Here is a 23172-nt window from a genome sequence, read left to right as displayed (position 1 = left end):
GTCGGAAACCCCCTCAAACTCTCCGACTCACCCACCACCATCCACCGCTCACCCCTCCTCGGCGAACACAACCACGACATCTACACCGGCGAACTGGGTGTCACGGCCGAGGAGTTGACGGCACTGCGGACGGACGGGGTGATCTGACCGATGGCGGACACCGACGGGCGCGACGACGTACGGTCGCACACCACAGAGCAACCGGCGGCGGTGCTGGGCACCGTCCACCGGTGGGCCGGGGCAGCGGGGCTGCCCTGACCGGAGCACCACCCGTGACGGGGCCGGGCCGCGTGGAACGCGCGGACCGGGCCCGCCGCACAGCACGAAAAGAGCACGGGGGCCGGCACGGGTCGGACTCCACGGAGACCGACCCGTGCCGGCCCCAGGTCCAGGGGGCGCTGGCCAGACTCTTTCGAGGCAGGGGAATCATGACAATGGCGTCAACGACATCGACGTCCCAAACACCCGTCACCTACCGAGAGGTGACCGACCACAACGGCCGGGTGTTCCGCGTCGGCGAGACCGACCTGGACATCATGGGCCGGAAGCGCAAGTGGATGGTCATCCTGCCGTGGGTAGGCATGATGGGCATCAGCTCGGCGGAGTACGCGTTCGCGTCCGCCGAGGACACGCTCCACACCGCGCACTCGTGGAGCAGTCTGCACATCTTCTGGATGCTCGGGGTCTGGGTGTTCTTCCAGGCCGCGGTGGCCTTCCCGGCGGGCAAGCTCCGCGAGTCCGGGAAGCTGCCGGCGCGCTACGCGATGATGTGCGGCGCCCTGGGCACCTTCCTGGGCTACCTGTCGCTGGCGTACGCACCGCACGTCGTCGTGGCGTACATCGGCTTCGGCATGTTCAGCGGCATGGGCGCCGGCATGGTGTACGCGACCTGCGTGAACATGGTCGGCAAGTGGTACCCGGAGCGGAAGGGAGGCAAGACCGGCTTCGTCAACGGCGGTTTCGCCTACGGCTCGGTGCCGTTCGTCTTCCTCTTCACCGGCTACATGAACCTGACCAACTTCCGCTGGGTGCTGGTCTCGGTCGGTGTCTTCCTCGCGCTGACCGTCGCGGTGGCCGGTTACTTCTTCAAGGACCCGCCGAAGAACTGGTGGCCGGCCGACGTCGACCCGCTGAAGGTGCCGGACGACCCGCGGGCCCGGCGCGCCATGGAGAAGAACCCGCCCGCCGTGCGGCAGTACACCCCCGCCGAGGCGTGGCGGACCGGCCGGGTGGCCCTGATGTGGTTCTGCCTGCTGTGCACCTCGGGCGTGAACATCTTCGGCATCGCCTTCCAGGTCGACATCGGTGAGGAGGCGGGCTTCGCCGGCGGGATCGTGGCCACGGCCATGTCCCTGAAGGCGATCGTCAACGGCACGGGCCGCGGCGTCATCGGCTGGCTGTCCGACCGCTACGGGCGCAAGCAGTGCCTGATCTTCGTCTGCCTCGTCCTCGGCCTCGCGCAGTACGGCATCCTGTGGTCGGCGGACATCAAGAACCTGCCGCTGTTCCTGATCTTCTCGTCCATCTCCGGCTTCGGCGGCGGCGCGATCTTCCCGATGTTCGCGGCGATGACGGCCGACTACTTCGGTGAGAACAACAACGCGTCCAACTACGGCCTGGTGTACAGCTCCAAGCTGGTCTCGGGTCTGCTCGGCTCCGGCATGGGCGCCTTCGTGGTCAGCCACTGGGGCCACGGCGGGGCGTTCACCCTCGCGGGTTCGATCTCGCTGTTCGCCGGCTTCGTGGCGCTCTTCCTCACCCCGCCGGGACGCCCCAAGAAGAAGGACATCACGCCCAACCCGCAGCCCACCAGCAGGGAGGCGATCTGACGTGACCACCGGAGAGCACCCGGGGCTCCGGCACCGCACGCCGTGCCCGACGACCGGGTGTTCCTCCCGTCCACCGCGGCGTCCCCGGACCACCCCCGTGTCCTAGGAGGACGGTGCCGGAATGACGTGGGCCCCGGTCGTGGAACGCCACGACCGGGGCCCACGCGGCGTTCAGGCGGAGCGGTCGGCGGCGATCGCCTTGTGGTGGCGGATGACCTCCTCGACGATGAACTTCAGGAACTTCTCCGCGAAGGCCGGGTCGAGGTGGGCGTCCTCGGCCATCCGCCGCAGCCGCTCGATCTGTTCCGCCTCGCGCCCGGGGTCGGCCGGGGGCATGTTGTGCGCCGCCTTCAGCTCGCCCACCTGCTGGGTGGCCTTGAAGCGTTCCGCGAGGAGGTGCACCAGGGCCGCGTCCAGGTTGTCGATGCTGCCGCGCAGGTGGCGCAGCCGCTCCAGGGCGGCCGTGTCGTCCACGTGTCCGTCGTCCATCCGCCCAGCCTAACCAGCGGGAAGGGGGTCAGTCGGCACGTCCCGTCGCGGCGACGGTCACGCCGAGGCCGATCATCGCGAGGCCGCCGGCGCCGCCGACCAGCGAAAGACGGCGCGGGGACCGGGCGAACCACGAACGGGCGCCAGCCGCCACCAGGCCCATGGCGCTGTCCGAGACCAGGGCGATCATGTTGAAGACCAGGCCGAGCAGCAGCATCTGCACGGTGACGTGGCCGGCCGTGCGGTCCACGAACTGCGGCAGCACCGCCGCGTAGAACACCATCGTCTTGGGGTTCGAGACCCCGACCACGAAGCCCTCGCCGAGCGTGCGCAGGGCGCCACGCGCCGCTCCCGCGTTCCCGGACACCATGGTGAGGTCCCTGCGGTGCCGCAGCGCCTTGACGCCCAGGTACACCAGGTAGGCGGCGCCGGCCAGCTTGAGGGCGGCGAACAGCAGCGCCGAGCGCTCCACGACCGGGCCGACGCCGAGGGCGACGGCGACCACCAGGACGTACGAGCCGAGCGTGTTGCCGGCGACGGAGGTCAGCGCGACGCGGCGCCCGTGGGCGAGCGCGCGGCCGATGACGAAGAGGACGCTGGGGCCGGGGATCACCACGAGCACCAGCGATACCAGAGCGAAGGCCACGAGTCGGTCGAAGGACACCATGCCCGGAGGCTAATCGGGTATAACTTCCCGCGCACCGCATTAAGAGCGGGTACGAGGAGGCGGGATCGATCATGGGTGAGCCGCAGGGCGAGCAGCTGGAAGCCGTACGGGCCCGGCGGGAGGAACTGCGCGGGAGGTACCTGCACGAGCCGACGGCGCGACCGGCGACGCGGGCGGCGGGGGTGCACCACGTCGCGTTCATCTGCCGGGACGTCGAGGAGACCATCCGCTTCTACCAGGAGTTCCTGGGGTTCCCGCTGGTGGAGCTGGTGGAGAACCGGGACTACGCGGGCTCCAGCCACTTCTTCTTCGACATCGGCCACGGCAACCTGCTGGGGTTCTTCGACTTCCCCGGCCACGAGCACCCCGAGCAGCACGAGACGATCGGCGGGCTCCAGCACCTGGCGCTGTCGGTGACCGCGGAGCAGTTCACCGAGGCCAAGCGCCGGCTGGACGAGACCGGCACGGAGTACCTCGGGCCGGACCGGGGCGTGGAGGACAGCCTCTACATCCGCGATCCCAACGGGGTCAACGTGGAGCTCTACCGGGAGGACCTCGGCCGGTTCGACGGCAAACCGCTGTTCTGAGGCGACGGGAGCCCGGCGGGGCGGGCCGGCGGCGCGTTCAGTCCTCGTGCGACCGCTGGTGGTACGAGGTCCTGGTGTGCTCGGTGTGCGCGCGCATGACCTGCTGGGCCCGCTCGCCGTCGCGTCCGGCGATGGCCGCGATCAGCTCGCGGTGCTCGACCCAGGACTGCATGCCGCGCTGCCGGGCGACCGGGGTGTAGTACCAGCGCACACGCCGCTCTACCTGCCGGGCGAGTTCGGCGAGCACCGTGTTCCCGGCCAGTTCCATGACGCAGGCGTGGAGGGCGGCGTTGGCCGCGACGACCGCGTCGACGTCGTCGGCGGCGACGGCCGCCTCGCCCGCCTCGCACAGCTCCTCCAGCCGTTCCAGGCCCTTGGAGGTGGCGTTGGCCGCGGCGAGGCGGGCCGCCTCCGTCTCCAGAAGGGCGCGGACGACCAGGAGTTGGTCGGCCTCCTCGTCGGTGGGCTCGTGGACGAAGGCCCCCTGGGCCGGGCGCAGGTCCACCCATCCCTCGGTGTTGAGCCGCTGCAGGGCCTCGCGCACCGGCTGACGGGAGACCCCGAGGTGGCCGGCGAGTTCGGTCTCCACCAGGTGCTGGCCCGGGGTGAGCGAGCGGGTGATGATCAGCTCGAGCAGCGCTTCGTACACCTGCTCGCGCAGGGGGCCCGGACGCTGGAGCTTGGGCACGGATCCCTGCGACAGCCCGCTGGACAGCATCGACGCCCCAACCTTTCCCGGGGATGATTGGCTTTCGTCTACAGTCTACGCGCGCAGCCGCCCGGCACGGACACCACGCCCAAGGGTGACGCTCTTCACACTCCCGGGGCGAGGGGCCCAGGCTATGCGGCGCCGGTGAGCTGGGAGGTCTTCAGGACGGTCAGGGTCACCAGCAACAACAGCATCGCCGTCATCCCGGCCGCCTGCCAGAGGGCGCGGTGCTTCCGCGGCGCGTGGGCCAGGACGAGCCCGACGGCGCCGCCGGCGAGCAGGCCGCCGAGATGGGCCTGCCAGGAGGTGACGGCCGCGGAGACGGCCATCCACACCAGCAGGCCGATCAGGAGCTGCCGCCCGCCGATCGGGTCGTTGCGCAGGCGCTTGCTGAGGACGAAGTAGGCGGCGCCCAGGCCGAAGATCGCGCCGGAGGCGCCGACACCGCCTTCCTGCGGGGCGATCAGGTAGGCCAGCACGGAGCCGCCGAGGGCGGAGAGCAGGTAGAGCGAGACGAAGCGGATCCGCCCCAACTGGGCCTCGACGGCCGGGCCGAGGGTCCACAGCGAGTACATGTTGAACAGGATGTGCAGGATCCCGAAGGTGCCCTGGTCCGGCGGCTGGTGGAGGAAGGCCGAGGTGATGAGGCGGTACCACTCGCCGTGGGCGACGCCGATGGCCTCGTAGCCGGGGTACACCGAGCCGTCGTAGACGTAGGCCAGGCCGTCGGGGCCCAGCAGCCTCTGCCCCACGCCGTCGAAGCGCACGACGAGGTCGGAGCGGACCAGTTCGCCGAGGTAGGCGGCGATGTTGAGGGCGATCAGGACGTACGTCACCACGGGCACACCCGAGGCCGCCACCCGGCCGCCGAAGACCGTGCGCGCCTGGCGGACGCTGCGGCCGCCCTCCTTCACGCACTCCGGGCAGTGGTGGCCGACCGCGGCCTCTCGCATGCAGTCCGGGCATATGGAACGGTCGCAGCGGGTGCAGCGGACGTACGTCTCACGCTTGGGGTGCCGGTAGCAGGTGGTGACCGGCGGCTCGGTGCCCTGGTCGGTGTCCGTGGTGCTCACGAGCGCGAAGCCCCCCATGTGGCGTACGGGACGGTGGAGTCGCACGTTTGTACCCAGCCCGGGCGCAGTGCGTCAAACCCCTCCGGCCTGCGCCTCCCCGCGCGGACCGCAGGCCCGCTCGACGAGGACGACGGTGACCGCGGTCAGGCCGGCTGCGTCCGGGAGTCCGGCGACGAGGCGGAGGACTTCTCCTCCGTCACGCGGACGGTGCCCGGGGGGGGTGAGGCGCACCTTGAGGTCGCCTTCCCCGCCCCGCGCGAACGGCCCGTCCGCAGCCGTCCGTCGTGGGGCGACGCTGGGCGCCGGGGCGGTCGGGCCCGTCGGCTCCGGTCCCCGCCGAACCCCCTCGGAACGCCCCGCGAACTGCGGCCGAACTCCCTTCGGCCGGACGCCGGCCCGGGACCGCTTTTACGACCCCTTGACCCCTAGCAGACGAATACTGTACACAGTATTCGTCCGGGAAACGGAGAGCCCCGGGCCGACGGATTCGTCGAGGTGACCGTGCCGGACCACGGCGCTGCCACCCGTGGCAACCTCTGTAACAAGGGCCGATTCGGCTTCCAGCGCGTACAGAACCGGGACTGATCGACATGGGACGGGTCACCGAACGACGTCGGGTACTGAGGATCAGGGACGGGGCGGTCGACCACCGGGCGGACACCCTCGTCGCCGAGGAACCGCTGGAGATCCGCCTCAACGGCAAACCGCTCGCGATCACGATGCGCACCCCCGGCGACGACTTCGCGCTCGCGGCGGGCTTCCTCGTCAGCGAGGGCGTGCTCGGCGGCGCGCACGAGCTGGCGAACATCGTGTACTGCGCGGGCGCCACCGTCGACGGGTCCAACACCTACAACGTCGTCGACGTCCGCCTCGCCCCCGGGGTCCCGGTCCCCGACATCACGCTGGAGCGCAACGTCTACACGACGTCCTCCTGCGGCCTGTGCGGCAAGGCCAGCCTCGACGCCGTGCGCACCACGGCCCGTTGGCCCATCACCGACCCCGCGCCGCTGCGGCTCGAGCCCGCGCTGCTGTCCGCGCTGCCCGACCGGCTGCGCGCGGCGCAGCGGGTCTTCGACCGGACCGGCGGCCTGCACGCGGCCGCGCTCTTCACGGACGAGGGCGAACTGCTCGACCTCCGCGAGGACGTCGGCCGCCACAACGCCGTGGACAAGATCGTGGGCCGCGCCCTCCAGCAGGACCTGCTGCCGCTCGCCGGGAAGATCCTGATGGTCTCCGGCCGGGCCTCCTTCGAACTCGCCCAGAAGGCCGTGATGGCCGGCATCCCGGTGCTCGCCGCCGTCTCGGCGCCGTCCTCGCTCGCGGTCGACCTCGCCGCCGAGTCGGGACTCACCCTCGTCGGCTTCCTGCGGGGCACCTCCATGAACGTGTACGCGGGCGAAGAACGGATCGCCCTGCCCGCGCCTGCGGCCGGGCGGGTCTGACCCGTCCCGGCCCGCGTACACGCGTGCGGGACCGACCGGCGAGGTGCGCCCCCTGCGCCGGCCGGTCCCGCCGTAGCCGAGGACCCGAGGTAGACACTGTCCACCTCGCGGTGGACACTGTCCACCATGACCACCGCTCCCCGCGCGCGCCTGCTCGACGCCGCCCTCGCCGTCCTGGACGACGAGGGCGTCGAGGGGCTGACCCTGCGGGCCATCGCACGGCGCGCCGACGTCTCGCACGGGGCGCCGCTGAAGCACTTCCCGCACCGGGCGGCGCTGCTGTCCGCCGTGGCCGCCGTGGGCTTCCGGGAACTCAACGCCCGCGCCGGCGCGGCCGTGCGCGCGTGCCCCGAGGGCGCCTCGGCGGCCGCGCGGCTGCGGGCCGGGTCCGGCGGCTACGTGGCGTACGCCCTGGGACGGCCGGCGATGTTCACCCTGATGTTCCGGCACGACCTGCTGGACCCCCGGGACAAGGAGCTCGGCCGGGCCGGGTTGTCGGCCTTCGACGACCACCTCCTCGTCCTCGTGCGCGCCGCGCAGGCGGAGGGCTGGCGGCCCGGTGCGGACACCCGGGCGCTGACCGGCGCCGTGTGGTCCGGCCTGCACGGCGTGGCGCAGCTGTGGCTGTGGGGCTCGCTGGCCCTGGGCACCGGCGCCACGTCCATCGACGAAGCGCTCGACGCGCTCTTCACCTCGTTCGACCTCAAGGAACACTGACGATGCATGAGAAGTACGGATTCGACCGCGAGACGGCCGTCACGGCACGTCCGGGCGAGCCCTCGGTCTACGACGCCGAGCTCCACGAGGGCTGGCGGATCGGCATGGGCGTCAACGGCGGGCTGCTGCTCGCCCTCGCCGGCCGGGCGCTCGCCGAGGAACTGGGCGGCGACGGGCAGGGGCACCGGGATCCGTTCTCGATCAGCGCCTACTACCTGTCGACCTCGCTGCCGGGCCCGGTGACCGCCCGCACGGAGACGCTGCGCCGCGGCCGTACGGTCTCCACCGGCGTGGTATCCCTCGTACAGGACGGCGAGGAGCGGCTGCGGGCGCTCGCGACCTACGGCGACCTCGACGGCCACGACCACGCGGGCGACGTGCGCACCTCCGCCACTCCCCCGCAGATGCCGCCGCCGCAGGACTGCGTCGGCACCGACGCGGCGCCGCCGGAGTTCCTGAAGACCTCCCCGATGCTGGAGCGCATCGAACTGCGCCTGGACCCGGACACCGTCGGCTGGGCGGTCGGCGCCCCCTCGGGCCGCGGCCTGGTCCAGGGCTGGCTGCGCATGCCCGACGGCCGCGAGCCGGACCCGCTGATGCTGCTGCTCGCCGTGGACACCCTGCCGCCGGCCAGCTTCGACCTGGGGATACCCGGGTGGGCGCCGACGCTGGAGCTGACCGCCCACGTCCGGGCCAGGCCGGAGCCCGGGTGGCTGCGGCTCAAGCACTCCACGCGCAACTTCGCGGACGGCTACATGGAGGAGGACGCCGAGGTGTGGGACTCCGCGGGCCGCCTCGTCGCGCAGTCCCGGCAGCTGGCCCGGGTACGGCTGCCGCAGGGCCCCGCGTAGCCGCGACGCCCGCGGGGGCGCGGTGCGTCCTCAGTGCAGCAGGGCCTGCCAGTCCTCGGGGACCTTGCCCGCGGGGCCCGGCGCGGGCTGGGCCTCCGGGTGGGAGTTCGGCGGGGGCAGGACGGGACCGTCGTAGTACTCCTCGGTCTCGACGTTCCAGTACCACTCCTCACCGGGCTCGTAGCTGGTGATGAACGGGTGGCCCTCCTCCTTCGCGTGCCGCGTGGCGTGCTGGGAGGGCGAGGAGTCGCAGCAGCCGATGTGCCCGCACTGCGCGCAGCGGCGCAGGTGGAGCCACCAGCCCGGCCCCTGGCCGGCGCCGCAGTCGGCGCAGCCCGCGCCGCTCGGCCTGGCCGTGGGGTCGATGCCGGGGATCGTGACGTCGTCCGCCATGGTGGACCCGCCTCCTTAACCGCGATCACGTCCTCCTGGCATGCTAACCGCCCTCACGTGCCGCCACCGGGCGAACCGGAACGGGCCCTCACCGCCCCCGGTGACGGCGCAGCAGGCTGCCGGGATGCCGGACGAGGAAGCGCAGGCGGCGGGCGCTCCCGGGGGCGCGCAGCCACCACGGCAGCCTGCGCAGGGGCACGTACGCCATGATGTCGTCGTGGGCCTCGGTCCCGGGCGGCAGGCCGCGCAGCAGTTCCAGGCAGCGGGCGTCGACCGTGGCGTGCAGCCGGGCGACGTGGGCCAGGGCCACGACCCCCTGGCGGCGCAGTTCCTCGTGCGGCGCCTCCAGCGCGCGGGCGACGCGGGGCAGGATCGCGGCGGCGTCCGGGTGGGTGAGCGCCAGCCCGATGACCGCGACGCCCACCAGCGGTTCCCCGCGCTCGAAGGCGGCGTCGACCTCCTCGGGCCGGTCGGTGCCGAGCAGCGCCGAGGAGTCGGCCCAGTTCATGCCCCGCCCGGCCGCCGCCCGCCCGACCAGGAACTCCCGCCGCCCGGCGGGGTCGTGCTCGCCGCGCCGCAGCCCCTCCAGGTAGGCCCAGACCCGCCCGGCACCGGGTCCCGCGTCGGCGGCGGCCTGCCGCCACACCTCCGGCTCCGCCTCCGCCAGCGCGGCGAACCTCCCCCCGCGCTCCCCCAGGTCGCACCGGCGCAGGAAGGCCAGCCGTCGCGCGTCCTCGTCCGTGACACGGCCGGTGGCGTGGCCGAAGACGAGCTCGTCGGGCTCCAGCGCGACCGCGAAGCGGACGAACTCGGCGGGTACGGGGGCGGGGTGCGCGGTCACGAGCGCCGATGCTACGTGGGGGCGTCAACGGGCCTACGGGGCAGGGGAGTCGCGGCGTCGCACTTTGGGGTGGCCGGCCGGTACGCCCCTGGCGGTCAGGTGGTGCTGCGCCTGGTGCCGTCGAACGTGCAACGCGTGCTACGCCACGCTGCGAAAGGTGGCTCGGTAGCTTCCGGCGGTGATGCCCACATGCTTCCGGAAGTTCCGCCGGAGGCTTTCGGCAGAACCGAAACCGGCCATTGCCGCAATGTCCGCGATGGGAAATGTGGTCGTCTCCAGCAATTGTTTCGCGCGGTTCACGCGCTCCTGACTGATCCAGTCGAAGACGCTCATTCCCACATCACGGCGGAATTTCCGCAGCAGACTCCGCTCGCTCACGTGTTCCTGTGCGGCCAGCCGGGCGAGGGTCAGGGGTTCATGGAGGTGCTCCTGGATCCAGGGCATCAGTGACCACGCAGCGGTGGCGTCGTCGGCACGCAGGGAACTCTTGACGAACTGAGACTGACCCCCCGGACGGTGGGGCATGGTGACCAGGAGTCGTCCGAGGTCGTTCGCGTAGGCCTGCCCGACATCCTCGGCCACAAGGTGCAGGGCGAGGTCCAAGGCGGAGAACACACCTCCGGATGTGTGGACCGGCCCGTCGTCCACGAACAGGTGCTCGGGTTCCAGTCTCACGTCCGGGAACATCTCCCGGAACTCCTCGGCGTACAGCCAGTGCGTGGTGGCGCGCCGCCCGTCGAGGACTCCGGCGTATGCCAGGACGAAGGCACCACCGCAGAACGACACCGTGCGTGCACCTGTCGTCAGAGCGCCGTGGATGCCCGACAACAGGGCATCGCTCCTGGGGGCGAGCGGGTTCTCGATGCCCGGGACGATGACAGTGTCGGCGTCCTCGACGACGTCCAGGGGAGCGAGTTCGCCGAGGTCGGCCCCCGAGGGCAGCGTGACACGAGGATCTTCACCACACAGCACGACCTCGTAGGGAGGATCACGATGCTTGGGGGTGTCGGACCATGCAGCAGGTCCGAACACCTGCTGCGCGATCAGCACCTCGAGCGTGACGGCGTCGGGAACGACCACCACAGCGACGACATGGTGATCACGGCCGCGCGAGGTGGAGGGATGCTTCGGCAGGTCCATGGTCACCCCTCATCGAGGGCAAGGTGGTTCCCACCACGCCTCCCGTGGGGCGCGCATCGGGGGCACTACGGCTCCCGGTACGTCCACGGGCGTGACAGCAGGCGGCTTGCTGAGAATTTCCTCGACGCGATTCTCGATTATACCGCGAACCCGAACATCGACTTCGGCGCACGGCGGCCGCGAGGAAAGAGCTCGCTGATACCCAAGGCGATAGCGGACCGACCCGAAACTCATGGACATGTTGGCGCGTCGCAGCGGGTCCAGCGTGAAAGATGGGTCAGCACGGCCCGGCACCACAGCCGCCGGCAGCGAACCCTCCAGCCCCGCGACGTGCGGGTGGGCTCCTCGCCCGTGAATTGGCACTGCGGGCACAGTCCATGGTGCCCGAGGTCGGTGACGATGGTTCCCCATCCGCGGCAGTGCTCACAGTCGCGGGCCGAGCCGGCGTTGGCACGGACAGCGGGATTTTCGCCGTCGGTCATGGATCTTCCTCCGATGCGTCTCTGATCTGGCCCTACAGGATGTGATGGCCGAACCGGGCACGTTGCACCGGCGAACGGCCGGCATCGACCGGCCGATGCCGTCAAGCCCGCGACCCGACCTCCTTGGGTCGCAGTGGTTTCGACCTGGCACGTGCCGCTGCGTCAGTGCGCGTCTCTCACGAGGTCGACCGCGCGCTCGGCGATGGCGAAGACCGCCGGGTTCGTGTTCGCCGAGGGCACCGACGGCATCACCGAGGCGTCGGCGATGCGCAGGTTGTCGACGCCGCGCACCCGAAGCTCCGAGTCGACAACAGCCAGGGCACCCGTACCGATCCGGCACGTGCCGACCAAGTGCGTGTAACTCGTTGCCGCGCTTCTGATGTAGTGCCGACGCTCCGCATCGGTCACCACGTCAGGACCGGGGTACACCTCTCGGTCACGCAGTCCGGCCAGGGCCGAAGCGGACCCGACTTCCCGCGCGGCGTCAAGCCCTCGGAGCATCTGGTCAAGGTCCCCGGGATCGCCCAGGAGGTTCGGATGGACGAGTGGTTGCCGGTCCGGGTCCGCACTGGCCAGTCGCACGTGTCCGCGACTGGCCGGCGTCATCAGTCCGAAGACCACGGAGTACCCGCTGTAGACCTGGGGCTGCCAGCGAGGCCGCACCGGGAAGTCCGTGAACAGCAGATGCAGGTCAGGGCGGGCTGTCGGCGCGCTGCGCAGCAGCACATGCGGTTTGCGCGCCCAGTCGGTCACGGACACCGGAGTTCGCGCGGTGTACGTCACCTGCGATTTCACATGGTCATGGAAGTTCTCACCGACGCCGGGCAGGTCCACCACCACGTCCACACCCACTGACCGCAGATGATCGGCGGGCCCGATGCCGGATCGCAGCAGCAGCGCGGGGGACGGGATCGCCCCGGCCGTCACGATCACTTCCCGGTCTGCAACGGTTGGCGTCGTCCGGTGGCCCACGCGATAGGTGACGCCCCGGCACACAGTGCCCTCGAGGAGCAGTCGCTGAACGTGGGCGTCCCCGCGCACGGTCAGGTTGGGGCGGCCGGTCGCAGCGGTCAGGTACGCGTCCGCCGCACTCACTCTCCGCCCGTCACGGATGTTGTTGTCGTGAAACGACACCCCCTCCCCCGACCCCGAGTTGCAGTCCTCGTTGAACAGATGCCCGGCCTCGACAGCCGCCTCGAAGCACGCTTCCCAGAGCAGGGCGGTGGCTCCCGGCTGCTCGACGGAAACAGGCCCGTTCATGCCCCGTTGAGCCGGGTCGCGCCCTGGGGCTCGCTCGCTGCGCTTGAAGTACGGCAGCAGGGAGTCGTACGTCCAACCGGCGGCACCGGCGGCATCCCACGCGTCGAAGCCGCACCGGTCGCCACGGATGAACATCACCCCGTTGATACCGCTCGACCCGCCGAGCACCTTGCCCTGCGGCACCCTGAGCACCCCGTCCCCGAGCCCGGGCTGCGGCACCGTCTCGTAATCCCAGTCCACCGCCGACCCCACGAGTTGCCACCACCGCCTCGGGTCCGCCATGTCGGGCACCGGGTCGAGCGGACCGGCCTCCAACAGCAGCACACTCAGACCCGGGTCCTCCGACAGGCGCGCCGCCAGCACGCATCCCGCCGTGCCACCACCGACAACGATGTAGTCGAAACTCTCCGTGGTTTCCATGCCAGCCATCCCGCCAACGAGCAATGGGGAAGCGATCGGCGCACCATCGCGGCGCGCCGGCAGCGCTCCCGGCCTGTCACTCGGCGGCGCCTTCGGCCGGGCGCAACGCCGTCACATCGGGCACGGCCCCAGCGGAAGCCGGCAGTGGTCGAGCACTGTCCCGTGTGCGTGAGTGACATCGCCTACATTTCGGACACTCGTCGATACTACGTACGTAAATTCGCGCACCGTCCACGGTTGCCGCCAGCACCACCCCCACATCCCGCCACTCGCGCGCTCGGCGCTCGAAAGCGGTGAGGCCGCAGCGAAACCGCCTACCACGTCGGACGGACCGGGCCGCCCGGGGCGAGGCGGCCGAGGTCCGCGACGAGGGCGCGCAGGCGGTCCTCGCCGAGCAGGCCGGCCCAGGGGCGTACCGCCTCGGCGGCGGCCTGGTCGGCGGCGCGGGTGCAGGCACGGCCGCGGTCGGTGAGGACGACCAACCGGGCCCGGGCGTCGTCCGGATGGGGGCGGCGTTCCGCGTAGCCCTTGGCCTCGAGTTCGTCGACGAGCTGCCCGGCCGCCTGGCGGGTCACCCCGAGGTGCGCGGCGAGTTCGGTGACGGTCGCGCCGCCCGCGGCCATCCGGGCGAAGGCGAAGCCGTGGGCGGGCCGCAGGTCGTGGAAGCCGCGGGCGACGACGCCGTCGTGGATCGCGGCGGTGAGGGCTCCGGCGGCGGCGAGCAGGTTCACGCCCAGGGCCATGGCCAGGGCCTCTTCGTCCTTCATGCGGCCACCTTGACACAGTGCGCAAGCAGCTTGAGCATATAGGCAAGCAACTTGCTCAAGTTGCTTGCCTATCCGGCCTGTCCGGGAACAGGAGTCCGTATGCCCGTCGTCCGTTCCGCCGACGCCGTCGTCCACGACCTGCACGGTGTCCGCTTCGTGTCGTACGCCCGCACCGCCACCGGCAGCACCGAACTGTGCGCGTGGCGCGGCGAGGTGCCTGCCGGGACCGCCGGTCCCGCGCACACCATCAGCCGCGAGGAGGTCTTCCTCGTCCTGTCCGGCGGTCCGCGCCTGACCATCGACGGGGAGGCGTACGACCTGTCCCCCGGTGACGTCGCCACGGCGCCCGCCGGCTCCCGCCTGGCCCTGGAGAACCCGGGCGACGGCCCCGCCTCCGTGTGGGTGACCACCGGGGTGGGCCTGGAGGCGGTGCTCGCCGACGGGTCGCGGATCAGCCCGCCCTGGGCCCGCTGACGCCGGCGGGCACCCCGCGGGTCAGCGCGTCACTGCAGGTGGGCGGTGTCGTTCCAGAGGGTGATCGCGGGGTCGCCGTACTCCCAGCCGAGGACCGACAACGACGCCGGGGCCAGGCTCAGCACCATGCCGCGCATCGGGTCCAGCCGCAGCCAGCGGGCGGCCAGGGTGCGCAGGAAGTGCCCGTGGGCGAAGACGACCGCGTCGCTGTCCTCCTCCTTGACCCAGGCCACCACCTCGTCCGCGCGGTTGGCGACCTGCCACGAGGTCTCGCCGCCGACGACCCCGTCGCGCCAGATCACCCAGCCGGGGCGTTCCTCCCGGATCTCCGGGGACGTACGGCCCTCGTACTCGCCGTAGTCCCACTCGCGCAGCGCGTCCCAGGTCTGCGCCCGGTCGCCGAAACCGGCGAGTTCGCAGGTGTCGCGGGCGCGCTGGAGGGGGCTGGTGCGGACCCGGGCGCCCGGGAAGTCGTGCCAGGGGGCGCGGGCCAGCCGCTTGCCCAGCAGGCGGGCGGCCTCCCGGCCCTCCTCGGTGAGCGGGATGTCGGTCCTGCCGGTGTGCTGGCCGGTCTGGGACCACTCGGTCTGGCCGTGCCGGACGAGCACGAGGCGCGGAGCCATCAGGGAGCCACCTCCGTGGGGACGGCCCCGGTGTCGTTGCCGTCGGGTTCGCTGAGGAATGCGCGGGACGCGCGGTGTCCCGGCCCGCGGCGGTGCGCGGGCCGGTGCGCGGCGGCGCCGTGGCCCTCGTGGCCGGTGCCGGTGCCCGGCGGCTCCGGCGCCGCCGTACCGGACGCCCGGCCGGCGTCGCGGTCCGGGGCGGGGTCGCCGCTAGGGTGGACGTGCGTCGCCACCGCTGCCTCCGAGGTCACGTGGACAGTGTCCCTCCCGACCCGCGGGGCGCACAAAACGGTGCCCTCGCGCCACGACCGCCCGAAGGAGATCCGATGAACGCGTCCGCCCCTTCGGCACCGGAGCCGCTCGACGTGCGCTGGATCCACGGGTCGCCGTCGGCGAAGCACAACACCGACCCGGACATCCAGGTGTTCGAGTACGACGAACGCACCTTCGTCCTGCGGCAGAACAAGGCGGTCCACTACGAGGCGCCGTTCCTCTTCCTGCTCTTCGGGGACGACCGCGCGGTGCTCCTGGACACCGGGGCCACCGCGGAGGAGGAGTTCTTCCCGTTGCGGGAGGTCGTGGACGAGCTGTTCGAACTGCGCCCGCCCACCCTGCAGCGGCCGGGCTACGAACTGCTGGTCCTGCACACCCACGCGCACGGCGACCACGTCGCGGGGGACGCGCAGTTCGCCGGCCGCCCGGACACCGTCGTGGTGCCGGCCGACCGCGAGGACGCCTGGGACTTCCTCGGCCTCACCCAGGACCCCGACCGCGTGGCACGCCTGGACCTCGGGGGACGGGTCCTGGAGTGCCTGGCCACCCCCGGCCACCACGCCTCCGCCGTCACCTACTACGACCCGGCGACGGGCTTCCTGTTCACCGGCGACACCGTCTACCCGGGCCGGCTGTACGTCGAGGACTGGCCCGCCTTCCGCCGCACCCTCGACCGGCTGGTCGCCTTCGCCGCGGAACGCCCGGTCACCCATGTGCTGGGCTGCCACATCGAGATGACCCGCGAGCCGGGCGTGGACTACCCCGTCCGCACCACCCACCAGCCCGACGAGCCGCCGCTGGAGATGAGCGTGGACCAGCTCCGCGAGGTCCGGCGGGCGGTCGAGGAGATCGGCGACCGGCCCGGCCGCCACCCCTACCCGGGGTTCGTCATCTGCCGCACGGACTGAGCGCCTTCGACCGTACGGCAGACTGTCCGGGTGTTCGCCCTCGCCGTCGCGCTGACCGTCCTCCTGCTGCTGGAGGTCGTCCCCTCCGCGGTCGCCCAGCTGATGCGCGCGCGGCCCGGCCTGGAACGGCTCGACGAGCTGACCCGGCTGGGCGTGCTGGAGGGGCGGCGCCTGTGGGTGGTCACCCTGCTCGGCACGCTGCACACGCTCGGCGCCGTGGCGGTGCTCGTGGGGCTGTGGCACCCGGCCGTCGGCGTCGCCGGGGCGGCGCTGGAGGCGGGGATCTTCGCCTGGGTGCTGCTGCGCCAGCTGCGCCACGGTGACCGCGGGCGCGCCCTGGTCGCCTACGCGCTGTTCCTGGCGATGGCGCTCGCGGTCCTCGTGGTCGCCGCCCTGCGCTGAGCGGGCCCGCCGCCGGACGGCCGGGCCCGGTTCACCTGCGGCCGGCCACGACCTCCCGGGACCGCGCGACGGCCGGGGCGGCGGGCGCGGCGGCCTCTGCGGCCTGCGCGGCCTCCGCCTGCCGTGCCCAGCGCTTGGCGAGGACCGCGCACACCATCAGCTGCATCTGGTGGAAGAGCATCAGCGGCAGCACCATCAGCCCGGCCTGGGCCCCGAACAGGACGGAGGCCATGGGCAGTCCGGCCGCCAGGCTCTTCTTCGACCCGGCGAAGACGATGGTCACCCGGTCCTCGCGGGGGAAGCCGAGCCGGCGCGAGCCGTACGAGGTCAGGCCGAGCATCGCGGCCAGCAGCAGGGCCTCGGCGAGCAGCAGCCCGAGCAGGCGCAGCGGCGTGACCTGGTGCCAGATGCCGCGCACCACGCCCTCGCTGAACGCCGTGTAGACGACCAGCAGGATCGAGCCCCGGTCGACCAGGCCGAGCACCTTCTTGTGGCGGGTGACGAAGCCGGCGATCCAGCGCCGCAGCAGCTGGCCCGCCACGAAGGGCACCAGCAGCTGCAGCACGATGCCGAGCACCGCGTCCGCCGAGAGGCCCGCGCCGCTCCCGCCGAGCAGCAGCGCGGCCAGCAGCGGGGTGAGGACGAGCCCCGCGAGGCTGGAGAAGGAGCCGGCGCAGATGGCGGCGGCCACGTTGCCGCGGGCGACGGAGGTGAAGGCGATCGAGGACTGGATGGTCGAGGGCACCAGGCACAGGAAGAGCAGCCCGGTGTGCAGCTCGGGCGTCAGCAGGTACGGCACGAGTGAGCCCGAGGCCAGGCCGAGCAGCGGGAAGGCGACGAAGGTGGCGGCCAGCACGGTGCCGTGCAGGCGCCAGTGGCGCAGTCCGTCCATCGCCTCACGGGTGGACAGGCGCACGCCGTAGAGGAAGAAGAGCAGCCCCACCGCCCCAGTGGACGCCCCGCCCGCGAGGTGTGCGCCGGTGCCCCGGGCGGGCAGCAGCGCCGCGAGGAGTACGGTGCCGAGCAGCGCCGCGATGTACGGGTCCACAGGGAGCCAGGACGGGTAACGCAGGCGGCGCATGGTGGTTCCTCATCGGTGCTGGACGGGGCCCTCTCCAGAGTGCCCGCTGACCGGGCGATCGTAAATGACTTTGACCGCACTCACTGTCATCACGTATCGCGATGGGGGCGGTAGGCTGGCCGTGTGTTCGATCCGGTGCAGCTGCGGACCTTCGTCGCCGTGGCCCAGACGCTGAGCTTCACGCAGGCCGGCCACCGGCTCGGCCTGCGCCAGTCGACGGTGAGCCAGCACGTGCGCAAGCTGGAGGAGGCCGCCGGCCGGCGGTTCTTCACGCGCGACACGCACAGCGTGGAACTGACCGAGGACGGCGAGGCCATGCTGGGCTTCGCCCGGACGATCCTGGAGGCGAACGACCGCGCGGCGGGGTGGTTCGCGGGCACCCGGCTGCGCGGCCGGCTGCGCCTGGGCACCTCGGAGGACTTCGTCCTGACCCGGCTGCCCGAGATCCTGGAGGGCTTCCGGCGCGACCACCCCGAGGTCGACCTGGAGCTGACGGTGGAGCTGTCGGCCACCCTGCACCGGCAGCTGGCCGCCGGCCGCCTGGACGTGATGCTCGGCAAACGCGCGTCCGGGGACACCCACGGCCAGCTGGTGTGGAGCGACCGGCTGGTGTGGATCGCCGGCGAACGCTACCGCCCCGAACCCCAGCGGCCCGTACCACTGATCCTGTACCCGGCCCCCGCGATCACCCGGGCGCGGGCCCTGGAGGTCATGGAGCGCAACGGCCGTGCGTGGCGCATCGCGTGCACCAGCGGCTCGCTGAGCGGGCTGGTGGCCGCCGCGCGTGCCGGACTCGGGGTGATGGCGCACGCCGAGGGGCTGATCCCGCCCGGCCTGGTGCGGGTGCCGGCCCGCGCCGGGCTGCCGGAGCTCGGCGGCGTGGACTTCGTGCTGCTGCACGGGCGGCGGCGGCCCGCGGCGCAGGAGGCGGCGGACGCCCTCGCGGCGGCGATCCTCAGCGGATCCCTTCGGTCGTGATCTGCTTGACCAGGCGCAGCGACGGCACGGTCTCCACGTGCCGGACCCCGTCCAGGGCGCCGACGCACTCGCTGAGGTAGCGGTAGAGCTGCGGTGTGCTGCTGCAGATGACCACGGCGACGAGGTTGGACGCTCCCGTGGTGGCGGCGACGTAGGCGGTCTCGGGGTGCGCGGCCAGCGCCTGCCCGACGGAGGAGAGGGCGGCGGGCGCGGCCGTGATCCAGAAGATGGCGCGGGTGTCGTGCCCGATCCACGCCGTGTCGAGCTGGACGTCGGTGTAGAGCACGCCCGAGCCGCGCAGTTGCTCCAGCCGCCGCTTGGCCGCGGACTCCGACAGGCCGGTGGCGCGGTGGAGTTCGGGGTAGGAGGCGCGGCCGTCCCGGGCCAGGACGGCCAGCAGGGCTTCGTCGGTGGCATCGAGGACGACCGTGCCGGAGGGCGGCTCGGGCGGCGGCGGCCGCAGCGCCGCGACCTCCTCGGCGCTGAGCGCGCCGCGTTTGGCGAACCAGCCGAGGGCGCCGCCGTAGAAGGTGTGCAGGATGCTGTGCGCGCCGATCTCGACGATGCTCGGGGTGCGCGGCAGGCGCCCGAGGAGCAGCGCGTCGTGCTCGTCGTGGCTGCGCGGGCGGGTCACGCACATCACCTCCGTGCCGCCGGACATCAGGGAGATCCAGGCGGTGTCGTCGCGCCGGGCCAGCGCCTTGGCGAGGGACTCGGCGGCCTCGGGGGTGCTGCGCAGCCGCAGCGCCCAGCGGGTGCGTCCCAGGAGTTCCTGTTCGGGCAGTCCGAGCACGCGCATCCCGAAGTCGCCGCGGAGCCGCCGGTAGCGGCGGGCCACGGTCTGGTCGGAGACGCCGAGGACCTCGGCGATCCTGCTGAAGGGGGCGCGCCCGTCGAGCTGCAGGGCGTGCACCAGCCGCATGTCCAGCTCGTCGAGCGTGTGGGAATCCATGTGCCTTCTCTCTGTTCGTGTCGGATTCCTTCGCGATGGTGCCCGTGGCTGGAAGAAGCCCGGGCCCACTCGCGATGGTACGGAGGACCCTCCACGGAACGGAAGAACGGAACGGAGAAGGACCATGCGCAAGTGGGGACCGCTGATGGCGGTCTGTCTGGGCACCTTCATGCTGCTCATCGACGTGACGATCGTCGTCGTCGCGCTGCCGGACATCGCGGACGCCCTGGACGCGTCGCTCTCCGACCTCCAGTGGATGATCGACGTCTACGCACTGGCACTGGCCGCGCTGCTGCTGGGCGCCGGCTCGGCGGCCGACGTGATCGGCCGGCGCCGGATGTACGTCGCGGGCACGGCCCTGTTCGCGGCGGCCTCCCTCGCCTGCGGACTCGCTCCCGGCGCGGGGGTCCTGGTGGCGATGCGGGCGGTGCAGGGGGTCGGCGCGACGGCGATGTTCGCCACGACGCTCTCACTGCTCGGCGCGGCCTACGAGGGCCGCGACCGCTCGGTGGCGCTGGGCGTGTGGGGCGCGGTCAGCGGCGCGGCGGCGGCGCTCGGCCCGGTGCTCGGCGGGCTGCTCACCCAGGCGCTGGACTGGCGCTGGATCTTCTACGTCAACCTGCCCGTGAGCGTCGCGGCGATCGCCTTGACGCTGCGGGTGGTGAAGGAGTCGCGGGGCCACGGCGGGGCCCGCATCGACTGGCCGGGCACGGCGTCCTTCACCGCCTTCGCCGGGCTGCTCACCTTCGCGGTGATCCGCGCGGACGAGGCCGGGTGGGCGTCGGCCCGTACGGCGTGGACGTTCGCCGGCGCGGTGGCGGCGCTGGTGGTCTTCGTGGCGGTGGAGCGGCGTGCGGAGCAGCCGATGCTGGACCTGGCGCTGTTCCGCAACCCCTCCTTCACGGCGATCATGGTCGGCGCGCTGGCGCTCAGCGGAACGGCCTTCGGCTTCCTGCCCTACACCTCGCTGTGGCTGCAGACGCTGCTCGGGCTGAGCCCGGTCCGCGGCGGACTGGTGCTGATACCCCTGGCGCTGGCGGCCTTCGTCGCCTCCGCGGTCGGCGGCCGCTTCCTGCACGGGGCGTCGTACCGGCTGGTGATCGGCGGCGGGATGGTGCTCATCGGGGCCGGTGCGCTGGCCCAGACGCTGCTCGACGCCGGTTCCGGCTGGGGCGCGCTGACCGCCGGCCTGGTGGTGGCGGGCCTCGGCGTCGGGCTGGTCAACCCGGCCATCGCGGGGGCGGCGCTGGCCTCCGTTCCGCCACGGCGCGCGGGCATGGCGGGCGGCGCCGTCAACACCTTCCGGCAACTCGGGTACGCCCTCGGCGTCGCCGTGTTCGGCACCCTGCTGTCCACGCGCATGGAGCATTCGCTGAGCGCGTCCGGTGCCCCCGCCCCGCACGACACGGCCCGCGCCCTCGCGGGCGGCGGCGCCCGGGAGCTGCTGGCCCGGGTCCCCTCCGAGCGGCGCGCGGCGGCGGACCACGCGCTGCACGCCGCCTTCGCCGCGGGCCTGGACGCGGCGGCCCTGGCGGCGGGGGTGGCCGGCCTGCTGGCGGGCGCGGTCGTGCTCGTCCTCGTCCGCGAACGGCCGGGCGTCGCGGCGCCGGCGGCGGCCCCCGAGCCGGTGGGGGCTGTAGAGCGGCCGTGATCCCCCCGAGGGGATTTGGTGCAGAGTCCGGGCGGACCTCGGTCCGCCCGGAAACCGTCCTCCCGCGCCATGTTCCTTGCGGTAACCGGGAATCGGCTCGTCACGCGAGTGTGAGGGAGCCCACGCGGGCCTTCACAGCCGAATGTCACACCCCTCCCCACCCCACGTGGTATCGGGTACGTTCTGTGACCGCCGAGGCGGTCGAGGAGCGACGTTGCGCGAGTTCACCATTCCCCCACTGGTGACGGCACCCCAGGTCGGTGGTCTGGCGGACGCCGTCTTCGTCAATGCCGAAGAAGAGCCGGACCGGATCGTGCTGAGCCGCCGCGGCAAGGCGGACGACGCGGACTGGGAGCACGTCACCGCCGCCGGGTTCCGCGACGAGGTCCTCGCGGTGGCCAAGGGCCTGCTCGCCCAGGGCATCCGCTTCGGCGACCGGGTCGGCCTGATGTCCCGTACCCGCTACGAGTGGACCGTGCTGGACTTCGCGCTGTGGGCGATCGGCGCCCAGCCCGTCCCCATCTACCCCACCTCGTCCTCGGACCAGGTCCGCTGGATGCTGCACGACTCCGAGGCGGTCGCCTGCGTCGTCGAGCACGAGGACCACGCGATGACGATCGGCGCGGTCGTCGACGAACTCCCCCATCTGACGCGGCTGTGGCAACTGGACTCCGACGCGCTGTCCGAACTGGCCCTGCACGGCCATGGCGTCGACGACGAGCTGGTGCACCGCTACCGCACGGCGGTCACCCCGGACTCCATCGCGACGATCATCTACACCTCGGGCACCACCGGCCGCCCCAAGGGGTGCGTGATCACCCACGGCAACTTCATGTCCGAGAGCGACAACGTCGTCGCCCGGTACGAGCCGGTCTTCCACAGCAAGCGCGGCGACGAGGCGTCCACGCTGCTCTTCCTGCCGCTCGCCCACGTCTTCGGGCGCATGGTGGAGGTGGCGGCCGTCCGCGCGAAGGTCCGGCTCGGCCACCAGCCCAACCTGGCCGCGGCCGAACTGCTGCCGGCGATGGCCTCCTTCCGGCCGACCTTCGTGCTCGCCGTGCCGTACGTCTTCGAGAAGGTCTTCCAGGGCGCCCGCCGCAAGGCCGAGGCGGGGGGCAGGCTCGGGCCCTTCGAGAAGGCCGTGGAAGTGGCGGTGCGGCACGCCGAGGCGATGGAGGCCCGGGCCTTCGGCACCGGCCCCGGCCCCAGCACCTCGCTGCGGATGCAGCACCAGCTGTACGAGAAGCTGGTCTACGGCAAGGTACGCGCCGCCCTCGGCGGCAAGGTCCGGCACGCCTTCTCCGGCGGCTCGGCGATGGACCGGCAGCTGGGGCTCTTCTTCGACGGCGCGGGCGTGCGGATCTTCGAGGGGTACGGGCTCACCGAGAGCACGGCCGCCGCGGTCGCCAACCCGCCCGAGCAGACACGTTTCGGCACGGTGGGCCTGCCCATCCCGGGCACCACGGTGCACATCGCCGACGACGGCGAGATCTGGGTCTACGGCGGGCAGGTCTTCGGCGAGTACCTCAACAACCCCAAGGCCACCGCGGAGGTGCTGCACGACGGCTGGCTCGCCACCGGGGACCTCGGCGCCCTCGACGAGGACGGCTACCTCACCATCACCGGGCGGAAGAAGGAGATCCTGGTGACCAGCGGCGGCAAGTCCGTCTCGCCGGTGGTACTGGAGGACCGGGTGCGTTCCCACCCGCTGGTCTCGCAGTGCGTCGTCGTCGGCAACGACCGGCCCTTCATCGGCGCGCTGATCACCCTCGACCCCGAGGGCATCGGGCACTGGCTGGCCATGCGGGCCAAGCCTCAGCTGCCGATCGCCAGGCTGATCCGGGACCCCGACCTCGAGACGGAGATCCGGCGGGCGGTCGTCGCCGCCAACACGCTCGTCTCCCAGGCCGAGTCGATCCGCACCTTCCGCATCCTGGCCGGGCAGTTCTCCGAGGAGGGCGGGCTGCTCACGCCGTCGCTCAAGCTGAAGCGCAGGGCGATAGAGAAGGCGTACAACCGCGAGATCGAGGCCCTCTACCACTCGTAGGGCGACCCCGGCGCGGAGCGGCGCCCGCGATGCCCGGGACGCTCGCGACGCCCGGGACGCCCGGGAATGCCTCCGCCACAGAGATCGTTGTACGATGAACGGATTACGAGTCCGGC

At 72.3% G+C, this 23172-nt stretch carries 25 protein-coding genes and 1 pseudogene; 13 read left to right on the top strand and 13 right to left on the bottom strand.

Annotated elements, in window-relative coordinates; genetic code table 11:
• Positions 1 to 147, top strand: a pseudogene (locus ABZ479_RS38905) (formyl-CoA transferase); the annotation flags it as partial.
• 287 nt (positions 148 to 434) lie between these two features.
• On the top strand, positions 435 to 1829 hold the full coding sequence (locus tag ABZ479_RS38900; RefSeq protein ID WP_500465986.1) for an OFA family MFS transporter: 1395 nt from the start codon (positions 435 to 437) through the stop codon (positions 1827 to 1829).
• 171 nt (positions 1830 to 2000) lie between these two features.
• On the opposite strand, the gene ABZ479_RS38895 is transcribed toward ABZ479_RS38900, so the two are convergent.
• Together ABZ479_RS38895 and ABZ479_RS38890 are read right to left on the bottom strand one after the other, a co-directional pair.
• The gene (locus tag ABZ479_RS38895) at positions 2001 to 2318 is read right to left on the bottom strand and encodes a chorismate mutase (protein WP_499611481.1); all 318 of its coding nucleotides are present in this window, start codon (positions 2316 to 2318) and stop codon (positions 2001 to 2003) included.
• Positions 2319 to 2346: 28 nt separating this feature from the next.
• Complete coding sequence (locus tag ABZ479_RS38890) at positions 2347 to 2985, bottom strand: LysE family translocator (RefSeq protein ID WP_500465985.1); 639 nt, start codon at positions 2983 to 2985, stop codon at positions 2347 to 2349.
• A gap of 71 nt (positions 2986 to 3056) precedes the next feature.
• Here ABZ479_RS38890 and ABZ479_RS38885 point away from each other — a divergent pair, with 71 nt between their 5' ends.
• The gene (locus ABZ479_RS38885) at positions 3057 to 3572 is read left to right on the top strand and encodes a VOC family protein (protein ID WP_500465984.1); all 516 of its coding nucleotides are present in this window, start codon (positions 3057 to 3059) and stop codon (positions 3570 to 3572) included.
• 37 nt (positions 3573 to 3609) lie between these two features.
• Here the strand turns inward: ABZ479_RS38885 and ABZ479_RS38880 are convergent, their stop codons facing one another.
• Positions 3610 to 4290 carry a GntR family transcriptional regulator gene (locus ABZ479_RS38880; protein WP_499611489.1) on the bottom strand — a complete coding sequence of 227 codons (681 nt, stop codon included), beginning with the start codon at positions 4288 to 4290 and terminating at the stop codon, positions 3610 to 3612.
• A gap of 122 nt (positions 4291 to 4412) precedes the next feature.
• Complete coding sequence (locus tag ABZ479_RS38875; RefSeq protein ID WP_500465983.1) at positions 4413 to 5372, bottom strand: rhomboid family intramembrane serine protease; 960 nt, start codon at positions 5370 to 5372, stop codon at positions 4413 to 4415.
• Positions 5373 to 5804: 432 nt separating this feature from the next.
• Here ABZ479_RS38875 and ABZ479_RS38870 point away from each other — a divergent pair, with 432 nt between their 5' ends.
• From ABZ479_RS38870 to ABZ479_RS38855, 4 genes are all read left to right on the top strand, one after another.
• Positions 5805 to 5939, top strand: coding sequence for a hypothetical protein (locus ABZ479_RS38870; RefSeq protein WP_500465987.1), 135 nt, complete (start codon positions 5805 to 5807; stop codon positions 5937 to 5939).
• A gap of 5 nt (positions 5940 to 5944) precedes the next feature.
• Entirely contained in the window at positions 5945 to 6796 is an 852-nt protein-coding gene (fdhD, locus tag ABZ479_RS38865) for a formate dehydrogenase accessory sulfurtransferase FdhD (RefSeq protein ID WP_500465982.1), read from the top strand.
• A 126-nt stretch (positions 6797 to 6922) separates the two neighbouring features.
• Positions 6923 to 7513: a TetR/AcrR family transcriptional regulator gene (locus ABZ479_RS38860; RefSeq protein ID WP_500465981.1), complete on the top strand. Its 591-nt coding sequence runs from the start codon at positions 6923 to 6925 to the stop codon at positions 7511 to 7513.
• A gap of 2 nt (positions 7514 to 7515) precedes the next feature.
• Positions 7516 to 8364: a thioesterase family protein gene (locus ABZ479_RS38855; protein WP_500465980.1), complete on the top strand. Its 849-nt coding sequence runs from the start codon at positions 7516 to 7518 to the stop codon at positions 8362 to 8364.
• A 30-nt stretch (positions 8365 to 8394) separates the two neighbouring features.
• On the opposite strand, the gene ABZ479_RS38850 is transcribed toward ABZ479_RS38855, so the two are convergent.
• From ABZ479_RS38850 to ABZ479_RS38830, 5 genes are all read right to left on the bottom strand, one after another.
• On the bottom strand, positions 8395 to 8757 hold the full coding sequence (locus ABZ479_RS38850; protein WP_499611502.1) for a UBP-type zinc finger domain-containing protein: 363 nt from the start codon (positions 8755 to 8757) through the stop codon (positions 8395 to 8397).
• Positions 8758 to 8845: 88 nt separating this feature from the next.
• Positions 8846 to 9598: a hypothetical protein gene (locus tag ABZ479_RS38845; RefSeq protein ID WP_500465979.1), complete on the bottom strand. Its 753-nt coding sequence runs from the start codon at positions 9596 to 9598 to the stop codon at positions 8846 to 8848.
• A gap of 138 nt (positions 9599 to 9736) precedes the next feature.
• The gene (locus ABZ479_RS38840) at positions 9737 to 10738 is read right to left on the bottom strand and encodes a GlxA family transcriptional regulator (protein ID WP_500465978.1); all 1002 of its coding nucleotides are present in this window, start codon (positions 10736 to 10738) and stop codon (positions 9737 to 9739) included.
• A 644-nt stretch (positions 10739 to 11382) separates the two neighbouring features.
• The gene (locus ABZ479_RS38835; protein ID WP_500465977.1) at positions 11383 to 12900 is read right to left on the bottom strand and encodes a GMC family oxidoreductase; all 1518 of its coding nucleotides are present in this window, start codon (positions 12898 to 12900) and stop codon (positions 11383 to 11385) included.
• Between the two features lie 314 nt (positions 12901 to 13214).
• On the bottom strand, positions 13215 to 13667 hold the full coding sequence (locus ABZ479_RS38830; RefSeq protein WP_500465976.1) for a MarR family winged helix-turn-helix transcriptional regulator: 453 nt from the start codon (positions 13665 to 13667) through the stop codon (positions 13215 to 13217).
• Between the two features lie 99 nt (positions 13668 to 13766).
• Here ABZ479_RS38830 and ABZ479_RS38825 point away from each other — a divergent pair, with 99 nt between their 5' ends.
• Positions 13767 to 14141, top strand: coding sequence for a cupin domain-containing protein (locus ABZ479_RS38825; protein WP_500465975.1), 375 nt, complete (start codon positions 13767 to 13769; stop codon positions 14139 to 14141).
• 29 nt (positions 14142 to 14170) lie between these two features.
• On the opposite strand, the gene ABZ479_RS38820 is transcribed toward ABZ479_RS38825, so the two are convergent.
• Both ABZ479_RS38820 and ABZ479_RS38815 read right to left on the bottom strand, forming a co-directional pair.
• Positions 14171 to 14764 (bottom strand): histidine phosphatase family protein, encoded by a 594-nt coding sequence (locus ABZ479_RS38820; protein ID WP_500465974.1) that lies wholly within the window; start codon positions 14762 to 14764, stop codon positions 14171 to 14173.
• On the bottom strand, positions 14764 to 15015 hold the full coding sequence (locus ABZ479_RS38815; RefSeq protein WP_500465973.1) for a hypothetical protein: 252 nt from the start codon (positions 15013 to 15015) through the stop codon (positions 14764 to 14766). Before ABZ479_RS38815 ends, ABZ479_RS38820 begins: the two co-directional genes overlap by 1 nt.
• 75 nt (positions 15016 to 15090) lie before the next feature.
• Between ABZ479_RS38815 and ABZ479_RS38810 the strand changes: the two genes are divergently transcribed.
• Together ABZ479_RS38810 and ABZ479_RS38805 are read left to right on the top strand one after the other, a co-directional pair.
• The gene (locus tag ABZ479_RS38810) at positions 15091 to 15945 is read left to right on the top strand and encodes an MBL fold metallo-hydrolase (protein ID WP_500465972.1); all 855 of its coding nucleotides are present in this window, start codon (positions 15091 to 15093) and stop codon (positions 15943 to 15945) included.
• Between the two features lie 30 nt (positions 15946 to 15975).
• Positions 15976 to 16347, top strand: coding sequence for a DoxX family protein (locus ABZ479_RS38805; protein WP_500465971.1), 372 nt, complete (start codon positions 15976 to 15978; stop codon positions 16345 to 16347).
• Between the two features lie 31 nt (positions 16348 to 16378).
• Here the strand turns inward: ABZ479_RS38805 and ABZ479_RS38800 are convergent, their stop codons facing one another.
• On the bottom strand, positions 16379 to 17428 hold the full coding sequence (locus ABZ479_RS38800; RefSeq protein ID WP_500465970.1) for a bile acid:sodium symporter family protein: 1050 nt from the start codon (positions 17426 to 17428) through the stop codon (positions 16379 to 16381).
• A 123-nt stretch (positions 17429 to 17551) separates the two neighbouring features.
• Between ABZ479_RS38800 and ABZ479_RS38795 the strand changes: the two genes are divergently transcribed.
• Positions 17552 to 18406: a LysR substrate-binding domain-containing protein gene (locus ABZ479_RS38795; protein WP_500465969.1), complete on the top strand. Its 855-nt coding sequence runs from the start codon at positions 17552 to 17554 to the stop codon at positions 18404 to 18406.
• On the opposite strand, the gene ABZ479_RS38790 is transcribed toward ABZ479_RS38795, so the two are convergent.
• A complete protein-coding gene (locus ABZ479_RS38790) occupies positions 18384 to 19358 on the bottom strand; it encodes an Lrp/AsnC family transcriptional regulator (RefSeq protein WP_500465968.1) in 975 nt (324 codons plus the stop codon). The genes ABZ479_RS38795 and ABZ479_RS38790 overlap by 23 nt on opposite strands.
• A gap of 124 nt (positions 19359 to 19482) precedes the next feature.
• Here ABZ479_RS38790 and ABZ479_RS38785 point away from each other — a divergent pair, with 124 nt between their 5' ends.
• Together ABZ479_RS38785 and ABZ479_RS38780 are read left to right on the top strand one after the other, a co-directional pair.
• Positions 19483 to 21009 carry an MFS transporter gene (locus tag ABZ479_RS38785; RefSeq protein ID WP_500465967.1) on the top strand — a complete coding sequence of 509 codons (1527 nt, stop codon included), beginning with the start codon at positions 19483 to 19485 and terminating at the stop codon, positions 21007 to 21009.
• A 214-nt stretch (positions 21010 to 21223) separates the two neighbouring features.
• The gene (locus ABZ479_RS38780) at positions 21224 to 23056 is read left to right on the top strand and encodes an AMP-dependent synthetase/ligase (RefSeq protein ID WP_500465966.1); all 1833 of its coding nucleotides are present in this window, start codon (positions 21224 to 21226) and stop codon (positions 23054 to 23056) included.
• Positions 23057 to 23172: the final 116 nt, after the last annotated feature.

The organism is Streptomyces sp. NPDC005722, assembly GCF_040630935.1.
In the GTDB taxonomy this organism is placed as follows: Bacteria; Actinomycetota; Actinomycetes; order Streptomycetales; family Streptomycetaceae; genus Actinacidiphila.
Note: the sequence above shows the minus strand (reverse complement) of the source record. Positions and strands in the feature narration are given on the sequence as shown.